Source organism: Aurantimonas endophytica, assembly GCF_014196845.1.
Taxonomy (GTDB): domain Bacteria; phylum Pseudomonadota; class Alphaproteobacteria; order Rhizobiales; family Rhizobiaceae; genus Aurantimonas; species Aurantimonas endophytica.
The window spans coordinates 1,453,990-1,471,620 of the sequence record NZ_JACIEM010000001.1; the positions used below are offsets into that span (position 1 = coordinate 1,453,990).

Consider the following 17,631-nt stretch of genomic DNA (forward strand, 5'->3'; position numbering starts at 1 on the left):
CCCTCCTTACGGCGGGATGCGGCGGGATGAAAGCCGATGGTTCTCGCCGGCACGGCTCCAGACGCCAAAAGGCCGCCCGGAGGCGGCCTTCTGCATGTCTCTGGTGAGTCCGATCAGTTGGACTGGCCGCCATCATCGGTCTGGCCAGGCACGATGCCGCCCGAGGGCGTCGTCGCCTCTTCGCTGTTTGAACCCGTCGCGCATCGGTCCGTTGCTTGGGTGGAGAGGCGCGATACTGTCATTTGCATCTCCGGCTAACAGTCGTGCAGCGCAACAGCCTTCCCGTATTTGCACCGATGCCGGAGCCGACGGCATCGGTCACTGCGGCAGCGGCGTTGACAGCGGCAGGCCCTCGTCGTCCGGCAGCGGCGTTTCCAGGGGTTCCGGGTTGTAACCGGACGTGTCGGGAGCATTGGTGCCGACCGCGCCGGTATTGTTCTGCAAGCCGCCGGGGCCGCGCACCGGACTGTCCTCTCCGGCGTCGTCGAAATCCACGCCGGGCAGCCCGCCCGTATCGATCTGGTCTTCGATCGGGAGGCCCGGTCCTTCCTGAATGAGCACCCCGTCCTGCGGGATGGGCGCATCCTGCGGCACAGCCGTCTGCCCGATAGCCGGCGAGACGGCGAAGGCCAGTGAAACGAGGATCGTGGGAAGACGAAGCGACATCGAAGCTCTCCGGGTTGGCGCGCGCAACGGTCACGCGAACATGTTGGCGGCAAAACGCCCCTCGGGGATTGCCCGATCCCTCACGTTCCCGTCAGCGAGATCCACGAATGGACGGGCAAGGCACGCGCCGTCATGGCTTCAGGCCGACGGTGCGGCTCTCGAAAGCGTGGCGATCAGGTGCCGCGCGGCGCGCTCGAGATCGACGGCCGCAAGGCTGCAGAAGATCTCCGGGCTAGGCTCGGCTGGTGACAGGGCGACCAGCTCGTCGGTGAGGGGGGCGTGGAAGAAGCCGAAGCGGGCGACGCCGAGCCGGCCGGCATGGAACGCCAGGCGATAGAGCGTGTCGTTGCAGAGATAGGCGCCGGCATTGGTCGACCATTCGAACGACACCCTCGCCTCGCGCAGCGTCCGCGCCACATCGCGCCAGGGCAATGCCAGGGGGATCGTTTCGGCGCCGTCCAGCACGGCGGGGCCGGAGGGAAAGCCACCCGCGGCATCGACCTGGCCCAGCTCGCGCCGATTCCGCGCCAAAAGCTCGATCCGCAGCCGCTCGGCGCGTCGATGCAGGCCGAAGAGGAGAACGGTATCGGCTTTCGCCGCGACGATCGCAGCCTCCAGCACCGGCCAGCTTCGCTCCCAATCGACCGGCAGCACCACGGTCGCAAGGTCCCCGCCCGCGTCGTCGTCCGTGGCAAGCGCCCGCACCAGATACTCGGTGGGGTTGTCCGGCGCGCCGGGGAAGGAAGAGAAGCCGGCGACTAATAGGGTCATGCTAGGTAAGCGACACCGAAAAGGGGGAACGAGGCCTGTCCCGAAACGAAACGTGAAGCAGATCGACAAAGTTTTGCTTGCCAATCTTGCGGCGGGATATCATTGAAAGAAGGTTCGGGCAATTTCGCGAACACGGGTCAAGGACGAATTGCGTATCGGGGGCGCATCTCCCGGGCGGGCCGTGCGAGAGTGCTGTCCTGCGATGTATCGGTTCCTATCCTAGTCAAGACTTGCCTGCCACCGCCAGACGGCGACACGTAATGCCAGGATGAGGATTCCGACGATGGCACAAACCGGGACGGTCAAATTCTTCAACACCGAGAAGGGCTTCGGATTCATCAAGCCCGACAATGGTGGGGCTGATATCTTTGTCCACATCTCCGCCGTGCAGGCATCGGGCCTGCCGGGGCTGGAGGAAAACCAGAAGGTTTCCTTCGATACCGAACCCGACAAGCGGGGCAAGGGGCCGAAGGCCGTCAACCTGCAGTCCGCCAGCTGAAGCTACCGGCACCTGCTACCGCAGGGCGCAACGGCGAATAAGTTTGGGATTGCCCGCCGCGGACCAGCGGCGGGCTTTTCCCCCGGCACAGGCCGTGATCCTGTTTCATTATGGAACGGAATCACTTGGCACGGACCCTGCAGGGTTCTTCCCGAACATCTCATGCGAGACGGGAGCTTGCCATGTTTCGATCCAGATGCCTGCTCGCCGGTGGAGCGCTTATGTTCCTGGCGCTGCTCAACGGCCGGGCGATGTCCGAAGACCGGTTCCCAGAAGCGCAGGACAGCTACGACGTTTCGCGAGAGCGCGACGTGGACCGAAGCCGTCGCGGCGATGGCCGCTTCGTCCCGCCGGCGCCGCTGTTCGACCAATTCGGCGATGACGACGATTTCCTCGATGGCGGGGGCGGCATCAGCACCGACCCGGACGTCTATTTCACCGACGAGCGGGAAGAATTCCTCGAGGATGGCGGCGGCATTTCCGGCCCCGACCGGAAGCTGCGGACGCTGAAGTTCCGGCGACCCGCCCGCGATCGCGGCTGGCACGACCCGCTTCCGGCCCGTTTCACCCATCGGACAAGCGGCTCGTTCACCGTCGTTTATTCCGACCTGGGCGACCGGCGGCATCTGCCGACCCTGCCGGTTTCGTTGGACTTCGGCCCAGTGGGCCTCGCCGAAGGTCCCAAGGTCATCGACGTCGCCAGCGAGAGCCTCGATCGGCGCCCGATCCCGGCGTCAGGGATCGAGGTGATCCATGCCGGCGGCGCGAAGATCATTCGCATCGCGCAGGATTACGACCGCACCGCCACCGGCGCGATCGGCCGGTCCGCCGACGAGCCGTCCGAGGTGCTGGAACCATGGTCGCCAGGGTGGCTGTCCTGGTGCTCGCGCGCCTATTCGAGCTTCGACCCGGATTTCGGTACGTATCGCGGCAACGACGGACGAAGCCGCTTCTGCACCGGCGACGATTAGCACTCAGCCGGTGCGGCCCGGCGCTCCGGGCGGCCGAGACTCAGTTGAGGAACGGGTTCGTGCGGCGCTCGTCGCCGAGCCGCCCGCCGGGTCCGTGACCGCAGAGGAAGCCCACGTCGTCGCCGAGCGGCAGGACCTTGTCCTTGATGGACCGGATCAGTGCCGCATGGTCGCCGCCCGGCAGGTCGGTACGGCCGATCGAGCCGGCGAACAGGACGTCGCCGGCATGCAGGAATTTCGCCTCGCGATCGAAGAACACCACGTGGCCCGGCGCGTGGCCGGGCGTATGCAGCACCTCGAAGCGATGGCCGGCGAAGCCGAGCACGTCGCCCTCCTCCAGCCAGCGATCCGGCGTGCAGTTGCGGACCGCGCCACCGACGCCGAACATCCTGGCCTGGTCGGCAAGCCCGGCGAGCAGGAACTCGTCCGCCACGTGCGGGCCGATGATCTCGACGCCGAGCCGGTCCTTGAGGTCCATCGCGCCGCCGGCATGGTCGATATGGCCGTGGGTCAGCCAGATCGCCTCGATCCGGACGCCTGACGCGGTGATGGCCGCCACGATGCGATCGACGTCACCGCCCGGATCGATAACGACGCCAACCTTCTCCTCCACGTCGAAGAGGATGCAGCAATTCTGCTGGAAGGGCGTCACCGGAACGATCTGGGCGCTGAGCTGGGTCAAGGAGAGGCCTTCCATGCCGCGTCGTGGGACGGCCACTGAATTGGCCTGCCCGGACGCATAGCGGGCCATGGAAGGCCGTGCAACGCCGCGGCGCAGCAGCCTCAGCTGTACGGCCGCAGGGCCAGCCAGATGACGTGCCGCGCGCCGCGGCCCCTGCTGCTCGCACGCACGCGCGCTTCCTCGACGACGAAACCCGCCTGCCGCAGGCGGCCGGTGAAGTAGCTGTCGGGGCCTGACGACCAGACGGAAAGGACGCCGCCCGGCCGCAGGGCGGCGCGCGCCGCACCAAGGCCCGCGACGGTGTAGAGGCGGTCGTTTTCGCGGCTGGTCAGTCCCTGCGGGCCGTTGTCGACGTCGAGAATGATCGCGTCATAGGTCGAAGGTGCCTTGGCGATGCAGTCGGCGACATCCTCCACCGCGATCGTCACGCGCGGGTCGTCGAGGCATCCCTGGAAGATCGAGGCCATCGGCCCCCGCGCCCACTCGACGACGGCCGGCACGAGCTCGGAGACGGTGATCTGCGCGTCCGGCTCCATCGCCGCCAGCAAGGCGCGAAGGGTGAAGCCCATGCCGAGCCCGCCGACGAGCACCGACGTTTGCGGGCGGCCGGGGATCTGCGCCAGCGAGAGCCGCGCCAGGGCTTCCTCGGATCCGCTCAGCCGGCTGTTCATCAGCTCGGTGCCGCCGAGCATGATCGAGAACTCGGCGGCCCGCCGCATCAGGCGCAGCTCGCCGCTGCCACCCGGCACCGGCGTGCTGTCGATGTGCTCCCAGGGGATCACGGCCGGTTATGGCGCGTAGCAGGACCGCAAGCCTTGGCGTGCCGGGAAGACCCGGCACGCAAGATGGGGATGCCAGCCACGCCTACTCCGCCGCCGCGCGGAGCGGCTGCACTTCGTTGGCGTAGTCCTCGACCAGCTGGCGGGTCGTTGCGCCGGGCGTGAAGCGCCAGTCGGCAATCTCGGACACCGGCGTGACTTCCGCCGCGGTCCCGCAGAGGAAGCACTCGTCGAAATCGGCGAGTTCGGCAGGGAGGATCGCCCGCTCCTGCACCTCGATGCCCCGGCGTTTCGCCAGCGCGATGACGGTGCGGCGGGTGATGCCGTCGAGGAAGCAGTCGGCCAGCGGGGTGTGGATGACGCCGTCCTTGACGAAGAACACGTTGGCGCCGGTTGCCTCGGCCACCTGCTCGCGCCAGTCGAGCATCAGCGCGTCGGCGTAGCCCTTGGCCTCGGCTGCATGCTTGGAGATCGTGCAGATCATGTAGAGCCCGGTCGCCTTGGCCTTGGAAGGCGCGGTGCGCGGATCGGGACGGCGATATTCGGCGAGGTCGAGGCGGATGCCCTTCATCCGCTGCTCGGGATCGAAATAGCTCGGCCACTGCCAGATGGCGATGGCGACGTTGATGCGGTTCTTCTGCGCCGAGACACCCATCATCTCCGAGCCGCGGAAAGCGATCGGCCGGACATAAGCGTCGGAAAAGCCCTGGCGCTCCAGAAGCTCGTTGGTCGCCGCGTCGATCGCATCGGCGCTGTAGGGGATCTGGAAGCCCAGCAGACGGCCGGACTCGATCAGCCGCTCGGTGTGCTCGCGCAGCTTGAAGACCGTGCCGCCATAGGCCCGCTCGCCCTCGAAGACGGCGCTCGCATAATGCAGGCCGTGCGTCAGCACATGGATCTTCGCGTCCTTCCAGGGAAGGAACTCGCCATTGAACCAGATCTCGCCGTCCAGCTGGTCGAAGGGAACATTGCTCATCGTTTGCGCGACGCCATCAAGGCGTCCTCCCTGATCGTTTATTGTTGCGTCGAATGTCCGTCGCCGATCGATCGTCGTCAATGTGCGATCGGGCAACAGCGCCGGATGCAGAGACCGTAGAAGGCGGCGGTTTCCCCTCTATGCTCGCCGGTGTAACAATAGACCCAAATTACGTCAATGGTGCTGACCTATTATCATGGAAATTTCTCCGCCTGCGAAGGCACCGGACGCCAGCGCCGTGATCGTCCGCGATCCCCTGCCCACGCGGGGCGATCTGGATTTCCGCATGATCGAGCTGCTGTTCTTCGCCTATCGCGAGTTCACGGCCGACGCGGACTCGATCCTGGAGCAATACGGCTTCGGCCGGGCGCATCACCGCATCCTGCATTTCGTCAATCGCGATCCCGGCATGACCATTGCCGACCTGCTCGAACTGTTGCAGATCACCAAGCAGTCGCTGTCGCGCGTCCTGCGGCAGCTGATCGAGGAAGGCTTCGTCAGGCAGATGCCCGGTGCCGAGGATCGCCGCCAGCGCTGCCTCTACCCGACCCAGAAGGGCCGCGATCTGACGCTTGAACTCTCGCGGGCCCAGTCCCGCCGCATCGACGCGGCGCTCGGCACCACGGCGCCCAACGACGCCGCGCCGATCGGAAGTTTCCTGATGCAGATGGCCTCCGACCGCAGGGCGACGCAGGAATGGTTCAAGAAGCAGGGCATCGACAGGAAAGATCCGGCATGACCGACGCTGCCATCGCGACAAAGACAGACATCGAGCCGCTCGGCGACGATGCCCCGCACATCCTGATCATCGACGACGACCGCCGCATCCGTTCGCTGCTGTCGCGCTTTCTGACCGAGAAGCGCTTTCGCGTGTCCGTGGCGGCGAATGCTGCGGAGGCCCGCAAGATCCTTGGCGGACTGGATTTCGACCTGCTCGTCGTCGACGTGATGATGCCCGGCGAGAACGGCATCGACCTGGTGCGCTCACTGCGCGAGACCCGCACCGCGCCGGTGCTGATGCTCACCGCCCGGTCGGAAACCGAGCAGCGCATCGAGGGGCTCGAGGCCGGTGCCGACGACTATCTGCCCAAACCCTTCGACCCGCGCGAACTCCTGCTGCGCATCACCAACATCCTCAAGCGCGGTTCGCCCGCGCCGGTCCAGAAACTCGAACACGTGCGCTTCGGGCCGTATAATTTCAGCCTTTCGCGGCGCGAGCTGAAGCGGGGTCCCGAGATCATCCGCCTCACCGACCGCGAACAGGAGATCATGACGCTGTTCGCCAGCAAGGCCGGCGAGACGATCCAGCGCCAGGAACTGCTCGGCGACGAGACCGAGGTCGGCGAGCGTACGGTCGACGTCCAGATCAACCGCCTGCGCCGCAAGATCGAGAGCGACCCGGCCAATCCGCTCTGGCTGCAGACCGTGCGCGGCATCGGCTACCGCCTGAACGTCGACTGAGACGCAAGTGACCCTGATCGAGCGCCTCATCCAGCACAGACCGCCGCGCCGCCCGGACGGCCGGCCCTGGTGGAAAACGTGGCTCGACAGGTTGCCGCGCGGCCGCCGCTACGGCTGGCACCTGCCGAGCATCCGGATCTGGCGCGGCCCGCTGCGGCACATCCCGCGCATCGTCCAGCGCTACATGCCGACCGGCCTCTACGCCCGCTCGCTGATCATCATCATCGCGCCGGTGGTGATCCTGCAGAGCGTCGTGACGGTGGTGTTCATGGAACGGCACTGGCAGCTGGTAACCAAGCGGCTGTCGGAATCGGTGGTGCAGGACATCGCCGCGATCACCGCCATGGTGGAAGAGCGCCCCGCCGGCGCCGACAACAGCGACATCGTGCGCATCGCCCGCGAGCATCTCGGCCTCAATGTCAGCATCCTGGCGCCGGAGCCCCTGCCCGCGCCGGCGCCGAAGCCGTTCTTCAACATTCTCGACGGGATCCTCAGCGAGGAGGTGACGCGGCAGATCGGCCGGCCATTCTGGATCGACACGGTGGGTAACTCGAAGATCGTCGAGATCCGCATCCAGCTCGCCGACAAGGTCCTGCGGGTGTTCGCGCCGCGGAACTCCGCCTACGCCTCGAACACCCACATATTCCTGGTCTGGATGGTCGGCACGTCGCTGGTGCTGATGATCATCGCCATCCTGTTCCTCCGCAACCAGATCCGCCCGATCCAGGCGCTGGCCGCCGCCGCCGAAGGGTTCGGGCGCGGCCAGCCGATGCCGAGCGACTTCCGGCCGCGCGGCGCCTCGGAGGTGCGGCGCGCTTCGCTCGCCTTCATCCAGATGCGCGACCGCATCGAACGGCAGATGGAGCAGCGGACGGCGATGCTGACCGGCGTCAGCCACGATCTGCGCACCATCCTGACGCGCTTCCGGCTGCAGCTGGCGCTGCTCGGCGAGGGCGAGGACCAGGACGAACTGAATCAAGACGTCGACGAGATGCAGCGAATGCTGGAGGGCTATCTCGCCTTCGCCAAGGACGAGGCCGGCGAGGATGTCGGCGAATGCGACCTCGCCCAGATGCTCGGCAAATTCCACAACGACGCCAAGCTGCAGGGACGGCAGATCTCCGTCGACATCGTCGGCGACCCGCGCATCGCGGTGCGGCCGGACTCCTTCGCGCGGATGATCACCAATCTCGTTGCCAACGCCATGCGGCACGGCACCAGGGTACGGATCCGCGCCAGCCACGAGGGACGCTGGCTGACGGTGAGCGTCGAGGACGACGGTCCGGGCATCGCGGCGGAGCAGCGCGAGGAAGTATTCAAGCCGTTCGTGCGGCTCGATACCGCCCGCAACATCGACAGCGGCGGCACCGGGCTGGGGCTCGCCATCGCCCGCGACATCGCCCGCAGCCATGGCGGCGACATCCTGTTGTCCGACAGCAAGCTCGGCGGCCTGCGGGCGCTGGTGCGTATCCCGGCCTGAGGGCGGGGCGTTCAGCCGGCCGCGCGGTTCAGAACATCCGGCCGCCGTTCGGGACGTCGTGGCTCGGCTGCAGCAGCACCACCTCGCCGTCGGCGTCGGGCACGCCCAGCGTCAGCACTTCCGAGCGCATCGGGCCGATCTGGCGCGGCGGGAAATTGACCACGGCGACCACCTTGCGGCCGATCAGGGTTTCCGGCGTGTAGTGGGTGGTGATCTGGGCGGAGGACTTCTTCCGGCCGATCGTCTCGCCGAAATCGATGACCAGCCGGTAGGCGGGCTTGCGCGCCTCAGGGAACGGCGCCGCCTCGACCACCGTGCCGACCCGGATGTCGACCTTCATGAAGTCCGCGAACGCGATCTCGGCCGCCGGTTCTTCCGTCGCCATCAGCCTTATTCCTTCGCCAAAGCCGCGGAGCGGTCGCGGGCGGCCAGCACCGCGCGCCGCATCAGCGGCGCCAGCCCGTCCTCGGCCATCAGCACGTCCAGCGCCGCCTGCGTCGTGCCGTTCGGCGAGGTGACGTTGCGGCGAAGCTTCTCCGGCGTCTCGGGCGAGCGGATCATCAGCTCCCCGGCCCCGGCCACCGTATAGCGGGCGAGGCGCATCGCGAGGTCGGCCGGCAAGCCGGCGGCGACGCCGGCCTCGGCAAGGCACTCGGCGAGATGGAAGACATAGGCAGGACCGCTGCCCGACACGCCGGTGACGGCGTCGATCAGCTCCTCGCGGTCGACCCATTCGACCGACCCGCTGGCGGCCAGCAGCGCATCCGCCAGCGCCCGGCCGGCCTCGTCGACGCGGGCGTTGGCGAAGGCGCCGGTGATGCCGCGGCCGATCAGCGCCGGTGTGTTGGGCATGGCGCGCACCACGGCGCGCTCGCCGATGCCGGCCTCGATCGACGCGATGGTGGTGCCGGCGGCGACGGAGATGACGATCGTGTCCGGCGCCAGCGCGGCGCGCAGTGGCGCCAGCGCCTCGCCCATCATCTGCGGCTTCACCGCCAGGACGACGACGTCGAAGGTCTCCGCCGGGACCGTAACGGCGTGGCGGACGCCCCGCTCCTCGACGAGCGGCCGCAGCGTCTCGCCGATCCGGGGGTCGACGACCGTGACCTTCGCCGGGTCGACACCCTTGTCCAGCCAGCCCGCCAGCATCGCGGCACCCATGTTGCCGCCACCGAGCAGGAGGATGCGCTCGGTGATCGCCATCAGGCTTCTCCCGCCGTCTCGAAGATCGCGCAGGCCATCGCCTCGTCGGCGGGCTTGTCGGCCCAGATGACGAACTGGAAGGCCTGGTAGAAGCGCTCGCAGCTTTCCAGCGCCATGGCCAGCATCCGCTCGGCCTGCTGGCTGGTCGGCTCGGCCCCGCCGGACAGCAGCAGGGCGTGACGGAACATCACCGCGCCCTCCTGCTGCCAGAGGTCGAAATGGCCGACCAGCAGCGTCTCGTTGATCTTGGCCAGGAGCTGCAGCACCTCGGCGCGCCGATGTGCCGGGATCTTCAGGTCGAAGGCGCAACCGAGATGCAGCGCCTCGATATTCTCCAGCCAGGAGAAGGAGACGGCATAGTCGGTCCAGACGCCGGCCACCGCGACGGCGATCTCGTCGTCGCAGGAGCGCTCGAAGGCCCATTCCCGCGACGCGGCCACCCACTCGATCACATCGACCGGGTTGGATTGCCGCAAACTTGCATAGTCGGTCAGATTCATTCGTTCGCCCCGGCGTCCCCGTATCCGCTTCGGGGAGGGTCGGTCCGCTCCGACACCCCTACAAAGCTGGGTGCCCGATGCCGACCGGCGCCGAATCACCCTTATGAATCAGCATATAGACCGGGAGTCTTCGCGCTAAGGGCGTGAACGGTTTATTCACCATTGATCGGATTTTGCGGCTCGTGCGCCGCATCGACGGCGAGTCTTAAGCGACTCGCCGCAAAGCGCTTTCCGCCCCGACCGACGCCAATGCGTCGGCGGGGAAAAGCTGTTGAAAGCCTGTGGAGAACCTCAGCCCTGGCTCTGCGTCGTCTCCGAACCGGAAGCAGCGCCCGGCAGATTGGCGATCTTCGCCTCCAGATCGGCCAGCCGGCGCTTCAGCGTCTCGTTCTCGGTCCGGGCCTTCGCCGCCATGTCGCGAACCGCCTCGAACTCCTCGCGCTGGACGATGTCCATCTGGTTCATCAGCCGTTCGCCCTGGGCGCGGAACATGGTCTCCATCTCGCGCCGCACGCCCTGGGCGGCGCCGGCGGCATCGGTCATCATCCGCGCGAACTCGTCGAGCATGCGGTTCGGGCCTTGCCGGCCGGGGCCTGTACTGGACATGGAGAATCTCCGTTCTGGCGCCCTCGCGCGCGTTGGGTATGACCCGGAGGTAGAGACGGGCCGGGGCGAAGGCAATGGCGGCAAGCCCGAAGCCGTCCATGCCGCTATCGCCTTGACCCCCGCGGCAAGCTCTGGCCAATGTCGCGCCGCCTTCCCGCGGCGCCCGGCGCCGGCGACCAGACAATGGCGGCCCGATGCTTACCCTTCCCTTCTTCGGCGTACTCACCTATCCGCAGATCGATCCTGTCTTCCTCGATCTCGGGCCGATCCAGCTGCGCTGGTACGGTCTTTCCTACGTGGCGGGCATCCTCTGCGGCTGGCTCTACGGGCGGTATCTAGCCGGCAATCCGCGCTTGTGGGCGAACGGCGTCTCGCCCTTCACCAAGACCGACATCGACGACTTCATCCTCTACATCACCATCGGCATCGTCATCGGCGGACGCTTCGGATCGGTGCTGTTCTACGATTTCGCCCGCTACGCGGAGGACCCGCTGGCGATCTTCCGGGTCTGGGAGGGGGGCATGGCATTCCATGGCGGCCTGCTCGGCGTCGTCGTCGCCATCGCGATCTTCTGCCGGGTGCGCAAGGTGCCGCTGTGGAGCCTGACCGACGTCGTCGCGGCCTCGGTGCCCTTCGGCCTGTTCTTCGGCCGGATCGCGAACTTCATCAATGGCGAGCTCTGGGGCGCTCCGTCCACCGTGCCATGGGCAATGGCCTTCCCGGAAGCCGGACCGCTGCCGCGCCATCCGAGCCAGCTCTACGAGGCGCTGCTCGAGGGCGTCGTCCTGTTCATCGTGCTGCGCATCGCCACGCACCACTTCAAGACGCTGCAGCGGCCGCGCTTCACCGCCGGCCTGTTCATCTTCGGCTATGGCTGCGCCCGGATATTCGTCGAGTTCTTCCGCATGCCCGACGTGCAACTCGGCTACCTCTTCGGCGGCTGGATGACCATGGGAATGATCCTCTCCTTCCCGATGCTGGTGATCGGCATCTGGGCGATGGCGACCGCCAAGCCGCGGGCCTATGCCCCTCCCGTCGACCCGGTGACGGAACAGGACGCCGCGCGGCCGTGAACCCGCTGGCACGGAAGATTGCCGCGACGATCGAGGCCGAAGGTCCGATCGGGCTCGATCGCTACTGGAACATCGCCTTGTTCGATCGCGAGCACGGCTACTACACCAGCCGCGAGCCCTTCGGGCGCACCGGCGACTTCATCACCGCCCCCGAAGTCAGCCAGATGTTCGGCGAGCTGATCGGCGCCTGGGTGGTGGCGTCATGGCGGGCGCTGGGAGCACCGACGCCCTTCCTGCTCGCGGAGATCGGGCCCGGCCGCGGCACGCTGATGGCCGACATGCTGCGCACCATTGCCAGGATCGCACCGAACTGCATGCGGGCGGTGACGGTCCGGCTCGTCGAGACGAGCGACCGGCTGGCCGCGGTGCAGGTCGCCACCCTGGAGCGCTTCGACCTGCCGATCCGCCGGCTGCGCCAGATCCGGGAGCTGGAGGCGACGCCCGCGATCATCATCGCCAACGAGCTCTTCGACGCCATCGCGATGCGCCAGTTCGTCTTCGATGGCGAGGCCTGGCGCGAGCGCTGCGTCGCCATCTCCGGCAGCGGCCGCTTCGAGTTCGTTCTCACCCGTCGAGCCAACGACCTGCCGGAAGTGCGGGTGGCCGGCGCGTCGCCGCTGGCCGGCGCCGTGCTCGAATGGTCGCCGGCCCGCGAGGCGCTAGCCGCCGAACTGGCGGAACGGCTCGCCCGCAATGGCGGCGCCGGCCTGTTCATCGATTACGGCCACGCCGCCACCGGCTTTGGCGACACCCTCCAGGCCGTCCACGGCCACGCCTTCGCCGATCCGCTCGATCGTCCGGGCGAATGCGACATCACCAGCCATGTGGATTTCGCCCCGATCGCGGCCGCCTTTCGCGATCGCGGTCTCGCTGTCTCGCCTGTCGCGACCCAGGGCGCCTTCCTGCTTTCGCTGGGCCTGCGCGAACGCGCCGAGGCGCTGGGGGCCCCGGCGGACGCTGAGAACCGCGCTACAATCGAAGCGGCGATGCGCCGCCTCGCTGGGCCTGAAAAAGGCGAAATGGGACGCCTTTTCAAAGTCTTGTGCGCGTCGGCTGAATTGTTTCCTCTGCCGCCCTTCGGCCTCGACGCGGCCGATTGACTTCCCCCCGGCCCTCGACCACCATCCCGCGCCATGTCCGAATCCCGATCAGAACCCGCAGTGCGCCTTACCGATTCCGACGTCGTCCGCGCGCCGGAACTCGGGGCAGCGACCGCCGTACGGCACGGCTTCTTCACCCGAAGCGGCGGGGTGTCGGGGGGCATCTACAAGGGATTGAACGTCGGGTACGGATCCGATGACGAGAGAGGCAGCGTCGCCGAGAACCGTGCCCGGGCGATGGCTTATATGGGCATCGGCGACGGGGACTTCGTCACGCCCTGGCAGGTGCACTCGCCCGACGTGATCGTCGTCGACGGACCGTTCGAGGGCGAGCGCCCCAAGGCCGACGGCATCGTCACCAGCCGCCCGGGCCTGGCCATCGGCGTCGTCACGGCCGACTGCGGACCCGTCCTGTTTGCAGATGCCCGCAACGGCGTCGTCGGCGCGGCCCATTCCGGCTGGCGCGGCGCGCTCGGCGGGGTCCTCGAGGCCACCATCGCGGCGATGGAGTCGGCCGGCGCCGAGCGCAAATCGATCACCGCGGTGCTGGGGCCGACCATCACCCAGCCCAATTACGAGGTCGGGGCCGCGATGATGGAGGAATTCCTGGACGGCGATGCCACCCGGGAGCGGTTCTTCGCGCCGGGCCGCACCGCCGACAAGCGGCAGTTCGACCTTCCCGGCTTCATCGTCGCCCGGCTGGTCGAGAACGGCGTTGCCGCCAGTTTCGTCGGTCTATGCACCTATGCCGAACCGGATCGCTTCTTCTCCTTCCGGCGCACAACCCACCGCGGCGAGCCCGACTACGGACGGCAACTTTCCGCGATCGCTCTGCGGGACTGAGACCATGCTGCATTTCGGACGGGACGAATACGAGGCCCGGCGCGACCGGCTGATCGTCGAGATGGGCGAGCAGAAGCTCGACGCGATGATGCTGTTCGCGCAGGATTCGATGTACTGGCTGACCGGCTACGACACGTTCGGCTTCTGCTTCTTCCAGTGCCTGGTGGTGAAGGCCGACGGCGAGATGCGCCTCTTGAGCCGCTCGGCCGACCTGCGCCAGGCGCGCCACACCTCGATCATCGAGAACATCTCCGTCTGGCGCGACCGCGGCAATGCCGAGCCGGTGATCGAACTTCGCGACATGCTCGACGAGATGGGCCTTTTGGGTGCCAAGATCGGCGTCGAGTGGGCGACGCACGGCCTGACGGCGGCGAACGGCCGCTCGGTCGAGGAGCGGCTCGGCTCCTTCGCGTCGCTGAAGGATGCCTCGACGCTGATCCCGCTGCTGCGGGCGGTGAAGAGCCCGGCCGAGATCGAGATCATCCGCGAGGCGGCGCGCCTCGCCGACGCAGCCTACGAAGCGGCGTTGCCGCTGATCCGGCCGGGCGCCGACGAGGCCGAGATCCTGGCGACGATGCAGGGAACCGTGCTGGCGGAAGGCGGCGACTATCCCGCCAACCCGTTCATCATCGGATCCGGCCGCGACGCTTTGCTCTGCCGCTACAAGGCGGGCCGCCGCAAGCTCGGTGCCAGCGACCAGCTGACGCTGGAATGGGCGGGGGTGAAATCGCAGTATCACGCCGCCCTGATGCGCACGGTGATCATCGGCCCGCCGACGGAGCGGCATCTGGAGCTCCACGCCGCCGCCCGCGAAGCGCTGGACGCGGTCGAGGCGGTCATGCAGCCGGGCCACAGCTTCGGCGAGGTGTTCGACGCTCACGCGGCGGTGATGGAGGCGCACGAGCTGGCCCGCCACCGCCTCAGCGCCTGCGGCTACTCGCTCGGCGCGCGCTATGCGCCGTCATGGATGGACATGCCGATGTTCTACTCCGGCAACACGGAGATGATCGTGCCGGGCATGACGCTGTTCGCCCACATGATCATCATGGATTCCGACACCGAGACCGCGATGACCCTCGGGCGGACCTATCTGACGACCAATGGCGCACCCGAGCCGCTGTCGCGGCTGCCGCTGGAGCTGGCCGTCATTCGCGGCTGAGGCGAAAAACCCCAAGCACCAAGGGGTATCTTAACGTTTCTCTGCCACGAAGGGTCAGGCGTTCGCTTCGACGAGCGCGGATCCGACCCAAGGCAGGGAGCGTGCCGTGGAAGCCCGCACCACCCTTCGCAGGCCGATCATCGCAGCCGGTCTCTGCGCGACTCTGGCCGGCTGCACGGGCGTCGACCCGATGATCGGCATGGCGGACGCTCCGGTGCCGAGCGTCGATGTCGGCTATCCCGGCATGAGCTTTTCCCCGACGGTAGCGCCGGCACCGGCCTACAACGTCGCCACCAACAACATGCAGCCGCCGGCACCGATCGCCTCGGCGCCCGAGCCCTTCGTCAGCCAGCCGGCCCCGCTGCCGCCGCCGTCGATGGAGCCGCCGCCAGCCATGCCGCCGGAACAGGCGCCCTTCCAGACCTACGAAGAGGCGCCACGGCAGCAGACCTACGAGCCCGCCCCGCCGCCGGCGCAGCCGGTGCAGGTGGCGGCCGTGCCGCCCGCGCCTCCCCCGGCCAACGCCATGGCGAGCCGCGAGATCCAGTTCCTGCCGCTGACCGGCGCACCGGAGGACAAGGCGGTGATGCTCGCCCGTTCGCTCTCCGACAGCGCCGCGACGGCCGGCGTCGAGATCCGCCCCGCCGGGGGCCCGGCGACGCCGGTGCGACTCAAGGGCTATTTCTCCGCCTTCAACGACGGCTCGTCGACGACGCTCGTCTATGTCTGGGACGTCCTCGACCCCGGCGACCAGCGTATCCACCGCATCCAGGGACAGGAAAGCGTTCCCGGCACGTCGAGCGATCCCTGGGCCGATATCGGCCAGGCACAGCTCGATGCCGTCGCCGCCCGCACGCTGCGCGAGGCCGCCGCGCTGGTGGGGCAATCCGGTTAGCTTCCCCGACTGATCGGGCCGGCCCGCTCAGACTCCGGTTGAAGTTTCGCCCGATGTTGTTATGAGCCCGTCCATCACTGATCGGCCCTCGATGGGCAGCAGCGGAAGGATGCGCATGCAGCGCCAGGTACCGCGTCGCCGTCCCGCCAGCGGAAACAACGCGATGAAATTGTTCAGCGGCAACTCCAATCGCGTGCTGGCCGATTCCATCGCCCAGTATCTGGAGATCCCGCTGGGCCAGGCCATGGTCCGCCGCTTCGCCGACCAGGAAGTGTTCGTCGAGATCAAGGAGAACGTCCGCGGCGAGGACGTCTTCATCGTCCAGTCCACCTCCTATCCGGCCAACGATCACCTGATGGAACTGCTCATCATGATCGACGCCATGCGGCGCGCCTCGGCGCGGCGTATCACCGCGGTGCTGCCCTATTTCGGCTATGCCCGCCAGGACCGGAAGGCCGGCGGCCGCACGCCGATCTCGGCCAAGCTGGTCGCCAACATCATCACCGAGGCCGGCGCCGACCGCGTCATGACGCTCGACCTGCATGCCGGGCAGATCCAGGGCTTCTTCGACATCCCGACCGACAACCTCTTCGCCGTGCCACTGCTGGCGCGCGACGTGAAGGGACACCAGGACCTCGACGACCTGATGGTCGTCTCGCCCGACGTCGGCGGCGTGGTGCGTGCCCGCTCGCTCGCCAAGCGCCTCGACGCGCCGCTCGCCATCGTCGACAAGCGCCGCGACCGGCCGGGCGAATCGGAGGTGATGAACATCATCGGCGACGTCACCGGCCGCAACTGCATCCTCATCGACGACATCATCGATTCCGGCGGCACGCTGTGCAACGCCGCCGATGCGCTGATGCGGGCCGGCGCCAACAGCGCCTCGGCCTACATCACCCACGGCGTGCTCTCGGGCGGCGCCGTCACCCGGATCAGCGCCTCGAGCCTGAAGGAGCTGGTGATCACCGATTCGATCCAGCCGACCAAGGCGGTGCTGGAGGCCCCGAACATCCGGGTGATCACCACCGCCAACCTGCTGGGCGAGGCGATCCAGCGCACCGCGTCGGAGGAATCGGTCTCCAGCCTCTTCGACTGAGAGATCCGGCAAGCCGTCGCGCCGTTTGCCGCCGCCGGCTTGCCCGTTTTCCGCGGCTACGCTATAGGCACGACGTCCGCGCGGACACCCTTGGAGGCAGCGCGGAGTTAAGCGGTCCTTGACGGGTCCGCTTTTCGTCGTTTCGGGCACGGCGCCCACTCGACCCCTCACGAACAAAAGGAACAAGCCATGAGCAAGACCTTCACGGTCAAGGCCGAGGCGCGCGAGAAGGTCGGCAAGGGGGCCGCCAGACATCTTCGCCGCACCGGAATGATTCCCGCAGTGATCTATGGTGACAAGCAGGACCCGCTGCCGATCGCCATCCCCTACAAGGAAACCTTCCTGGCGCTGCACGCCGGTGGTTTCATGACGCATGTCGGCACGATCGAGGTCGGCGGCCAGTCGATCCAGGTCCTCCCGAAGGACTACCAGCTGGAGCCGGTTCGCGACTTCCTGATGCATGTCGACTTCCTGCGCGTCTCCGAGAAGAGCCGCGTGACGGTCGAGGTGCCGGTGCATTTCGAGAACGAGGAAGCATCGCCCGGCCTCAAGCGCGGCGGCGTGCTCAACGTGGTTCGCCACGAGGTCGAGATCGAATGCCCGGCCACGGCCATCCCGGAAGCCTTCACGGTCGACCTGACCGGGCTCGAGATCGGCGATTCGATCCATGCCTCGGCCCTGACGCTGCCGAAGAACGTCGAGCTGACCATCACCGATCGCGACTTCACCATCGCGACGATCGCAGCGCCTGCGGCGCTCCGTTCGGAGGAAGATGAGGCCGAAGAGGCCGCAGCGGCAGCCGAGTCGGCAGAGGCCCAGGCCGAGTCCGACCAGGAAGACTGACCGTTCGACGCTGACCGTCGACGTAAAG

The 17,631-nt window shown here is 67.5% G+C and carries 22 protein-coding genes; 12 read left to right on the forward strand and 10 right to left on the reverse strand.

All coding sequences use genetic code 11. The features are described from left to right. Window positions 1-113: 113 nt before the first annotated feature. The 3 genes from GGR03_RS24580 to GGR03_RS07110 all read right to left on the reverse strand — a co-directional run bounded on the left by GGR03_RS24580 (window position 114) and on the right by GGR03_RS07110 (window position 1,437). Window positions 114-242, reverse strand: a complete 129-nt coding sequence (locus GGR03_RS24580; protein WP_281378957.1) for a hypothetical protein — start codon at window positions 240-242, stop codon at window positions 114-116. A gap of 76 nt (window positions 243-318) precedes the next feature. Further along, on the reverse strand, window positions 319-666 hold the full coding sequence (locus tag GGR03_RS07105; protein ID WP_183206833.1) for a hypothetical protein: 348 nt from the start codon (window positions 664-666) through the stop codon (window positions 319-321). A gap of 138 nt (window positions 667-804) precedes the next feature. Continuing rightward, window positions 805-1,437, reverse strand: a complete 633-nt coding sequence (locus GGR03_RS07110; protein ID WP_183206834.1) for a pyroglutamyl-peptidase I — start codon at window positions 1,435-1,437, stop codon at window positions 805-807. Between the two features lie 283 nt (window positions 1,438-1,720). Here GGR03_RS07110 and GGR03_RS07115 point away from each other — a divergent pair, with 283 nt between their 5' ends. Both GGR03_RS07115 and GGR03_RS07120 read left to right on the forward strand, forming a co-directional pair. Beyond that, window positions 1,721-1,936, forward strand: coding sequence for a cold-shock protein (locus GGR03_RS07115; RefSeq protein WP_163042333.1), 216 nt, complete (start codon window positions 1,721-1,723; stop codon window positions 1,934-1,936). A 182-nt stretch (window positions 1,937-2,118) separates the two neighbouring features. Next, on the forward strand, window positions 2,119-2,907 hold the full coding sequence (locus GGR03_RS07120; protein WP_246367624.1) for a BA14K family protein: 789 nt from the start codon (window positions 2,119-2,121) through the stop codon (window positions 2,905-2,907). 40 nt (window positions 2,908-2,947) lie between these two features. Here the strand turns inward: GGR03_RS07120 and GGR03_RS07125 are convergent, their stop codons facing one another. The 3 genes from GGR03_RS07125 to GGR03_RS07135 all read right to left on the reverse strand — a co-directional run bounded on the left by GGR03_RS07125 (window position 2,948) and on the right by GGR03_RS07135 (window position 5,344). Further along, window positions 2,948-3,604 carry an MBL fold metallo-hydrolase gene (locus GGR03_RS07125; protein ID WP_183206835.1) on the reverse strand — a complete coding sequence of 219 codons (657 nt, stop codon included), beginning with the start codon at window positions 3,602-3,604 and terminating at the stop codon, window positions 2,948-2,950. A gap of 86 nt (window positions 3,605-3,690) precedes the next feature. Continuing rightward, a complete protein-coding gene (locus GGR03_RS07130; protein ID WP_183206836.1) occupies window positions 3,691-4,371 on the reverse strand; it encodes a spermine/spermidine synthase domain-containing protein in 681 nt (226 codons plus the stop codon). A gap of 82 nt (window positions 4,372-4,453) precedes the next feature. After that, entirely contained in the window at window positions 4,454-5,344 is an 891-nt protein-coding gene (locus GGR03_RS07135; RefSeq protein ID WP_183206837.1) for a branched-chain amino acid aminotransferase, read from the reverse strand. A 196-nt stretch (window positions 5,345-5,540) separates the two neighbouring features. On the opposite strand from GGR03_RS07135, the gene GGR03_RS07140 reads away from it, so the two are divergent. From GGR03_RS07140 to GGR03_RS07150, 3 genes are all read left to right on the forward strand, one after another. Then, window positions 5,541-6,083, forward strand: a complete 543-nt coding sequence (locus GGR03_RS07140; protein ID WP_183206838.1) for a MarR family winged helix-turn-helix transcriptional regulator — start codon at window positions 5,541-5,543, stop codon at window positions 6,081-6,083. Further along, complete coding sequence (locus GGR03_RS07145) at window positions 6,080-6,805, forward strand: response regulator (RefSeq protein WP_183206839.1); 726 nt, start codon at window positions 6,080-6,082, stop codon at window positions 6,803-6,805. Before GGR03_RS07140 ends, GGR03_RS07145 begins: the two co-directional genes overlap by 4 nt. Before the next feature lie 184 nt (window positions 6,806-6,989). Beyond that, window positions 6,990-8,285 carry an ATP-binding protein gene (locus GGR03_RS07150; protein ID WP_183207073.1) on the forward strand — a complete coding sequence of 432 codons (1,296 nt, stop codon included), beginning with the start codon at window positions 6,990-6,992 and terminating at the stop codon, window positions 8,283-8,285. A gap of 28 nt (window positions 8,286-8,313) precedes the next feature. On the opposite strand, the gene GGR03_RS07155 is transcribed toward GGR03_RS07150, so the two are convergent. The 4 genes from GGR03_RS07155 to GGR03_RS07170 all read right to left on the reverse strand — a co-directional run bounded on the left by GGR03_RS07155 (window position 8,314) and on the right by GGR03_RS07170 (window position 10,594). After that, window positions 8,314-8,670, reverse strand: a complete 357-nt coding sequence (locus GGR03_RS07155; protein WP_183206840.1) for a tRNA-binding protein — start codon at window positions 8,668-8,670, stop codon at window positions 8,314-8,316. Between the two features lie 5 nt (window positions 8,671-8,675). Next, window positions 8,676-9,488 carry a pyrroline-5-carboxylate reductase gene (proC, locus tag GGR03_RS07160; RefSeq protein WP_183206841.1) on the reverse strand — a complete coding sequence of 271 codons (813 nt, stop codon included), beginning with the start codon at window positions 9,486-9,488 and terminating at the stop codon, window positions 8,676-8,678. After that, the gene (locus GGR03_RS07165; protein ID WP_183206842.1) at window positions 9,488-9,988 is read right to left on the reverse strand and encodes a type III secretion system chaperone family protein; all 501 of its coding nucleotides are present in this window, start codon (window positions 9,986-9,988) and stop codon (window positions 9,488-9,490) included. Before GGR03_RS07165 ends, proC begins: the two co-directional genes overlap by 1 nt. A gap of 291 nt (window positions 9,989-10,279) precedes the next feature. Further along, complete coding sequence (locus GGR03_RS07170) at window positions 10,280-10,594, reverse strand: accessory factor UbiK family protein (RefSeq protein WP_163042343.1); 315 nt, start codon at window positions 10,592-10,594, stop codon at window positions 10,280-10,282. A gap of 194 nt (window positions 10,595-10,788) precedes the next feature. On the opposite strand from GGR03_RS07170, the gene lgt reads away from it, so the two are divergent. The 7 genes from lgt (at window position 10,789) to GGR03_RS07205 (ending at window position 17,603) form a co-directional block, all read left to right on the forward strand. Then, a complete protein-coding gene (lgt, locus tag GGR03_RS07175; protein ID WP_183206843.1) occupies window positions 10,789-11,667 on the forward strand; it encodes a prolipoprotein diacylglyceryl transferase in 879 nt (292 codons plus the stop codon). Continuing rightward, window positions 11,664-12,767, forward strand: coding sequence for a class I SAM-dependent methyltransferase (locus GGR03_RS07180; protein WP_183206844.1), 1,104 nt, complete (start codon window positions 11,664-11,666; stop codon window positions 12,765-12,767). The genes lgt and GGR03_RS07180 overlap by 4 nt, the downstream gene beginning before the upstream one ends. A 33-nt stretch (window positions 12,768-12,800) precedes the next feature. Then, on the forward strand, window positions 12,801-13,610 hold the full coding sequence (pgeF, locus tag GGR03_RS07185; protein ID WP_183206845.1) for a peptidoglycan editing factor PgeF: 810 nt from the start codon (window positions 12,801-12,803) through the stop codon (window positions 13,608-13,610). A 4-nt stretch (window positions 13,611-13,614) separates the two neighbouring features. Continuing rightward, entirely contained in the window at window positions 13,615-14,769 is a 1,155-nt protein-coding gene (locus tag GGR03_RS07190; protein ID WP_183206846.1) for a M24 family metallopeptidase, read from the forward strand. A gap of 106 nt (window positions 14,770-14,875) precedes the next feature. Continuing rightward, window positions 14,876-15,664 (forward strand): hypothetical protein, encoded by a 789-nt coding sequence (locus GGR03_RS07195; protein WP_183206847.1) that lies wholly within the window; start codon window positions 14,876-14,878, stop codon window positions 15,662-15,664. Window positions 15,665-15,827: 163 nt separating this feature from the next. Beyond that, on the forward strand, window positions 15,828-16,760 hold the full coding sequence (locus GGR03_RS07200) for a ribose-phosphate pyrophosphokinase (RefSeq protein ID WP_183206848.1): 933 nt from the start codon (window positions 15,828-15,830) through the stop codon (window positions 16,758-16,760). Window positions 16,761-16,949: 189 nt separating this feature from the next. Further along, window positions 16,950-17,603 (forward strand): 50S ribosomal protein L25/general stress protein Ctc, encoded by a 654-nt coding sequence (locus tag GGR03_RS07205; RefSeq protein WP_183206849.1) that lies wholly within the window; start codon window positions 16,950-16,952, stop codon window positions 17,601-17,603. The last annotated feature ends 28 nt before the right edge of the window (window positions 17,604-17,631 follow it).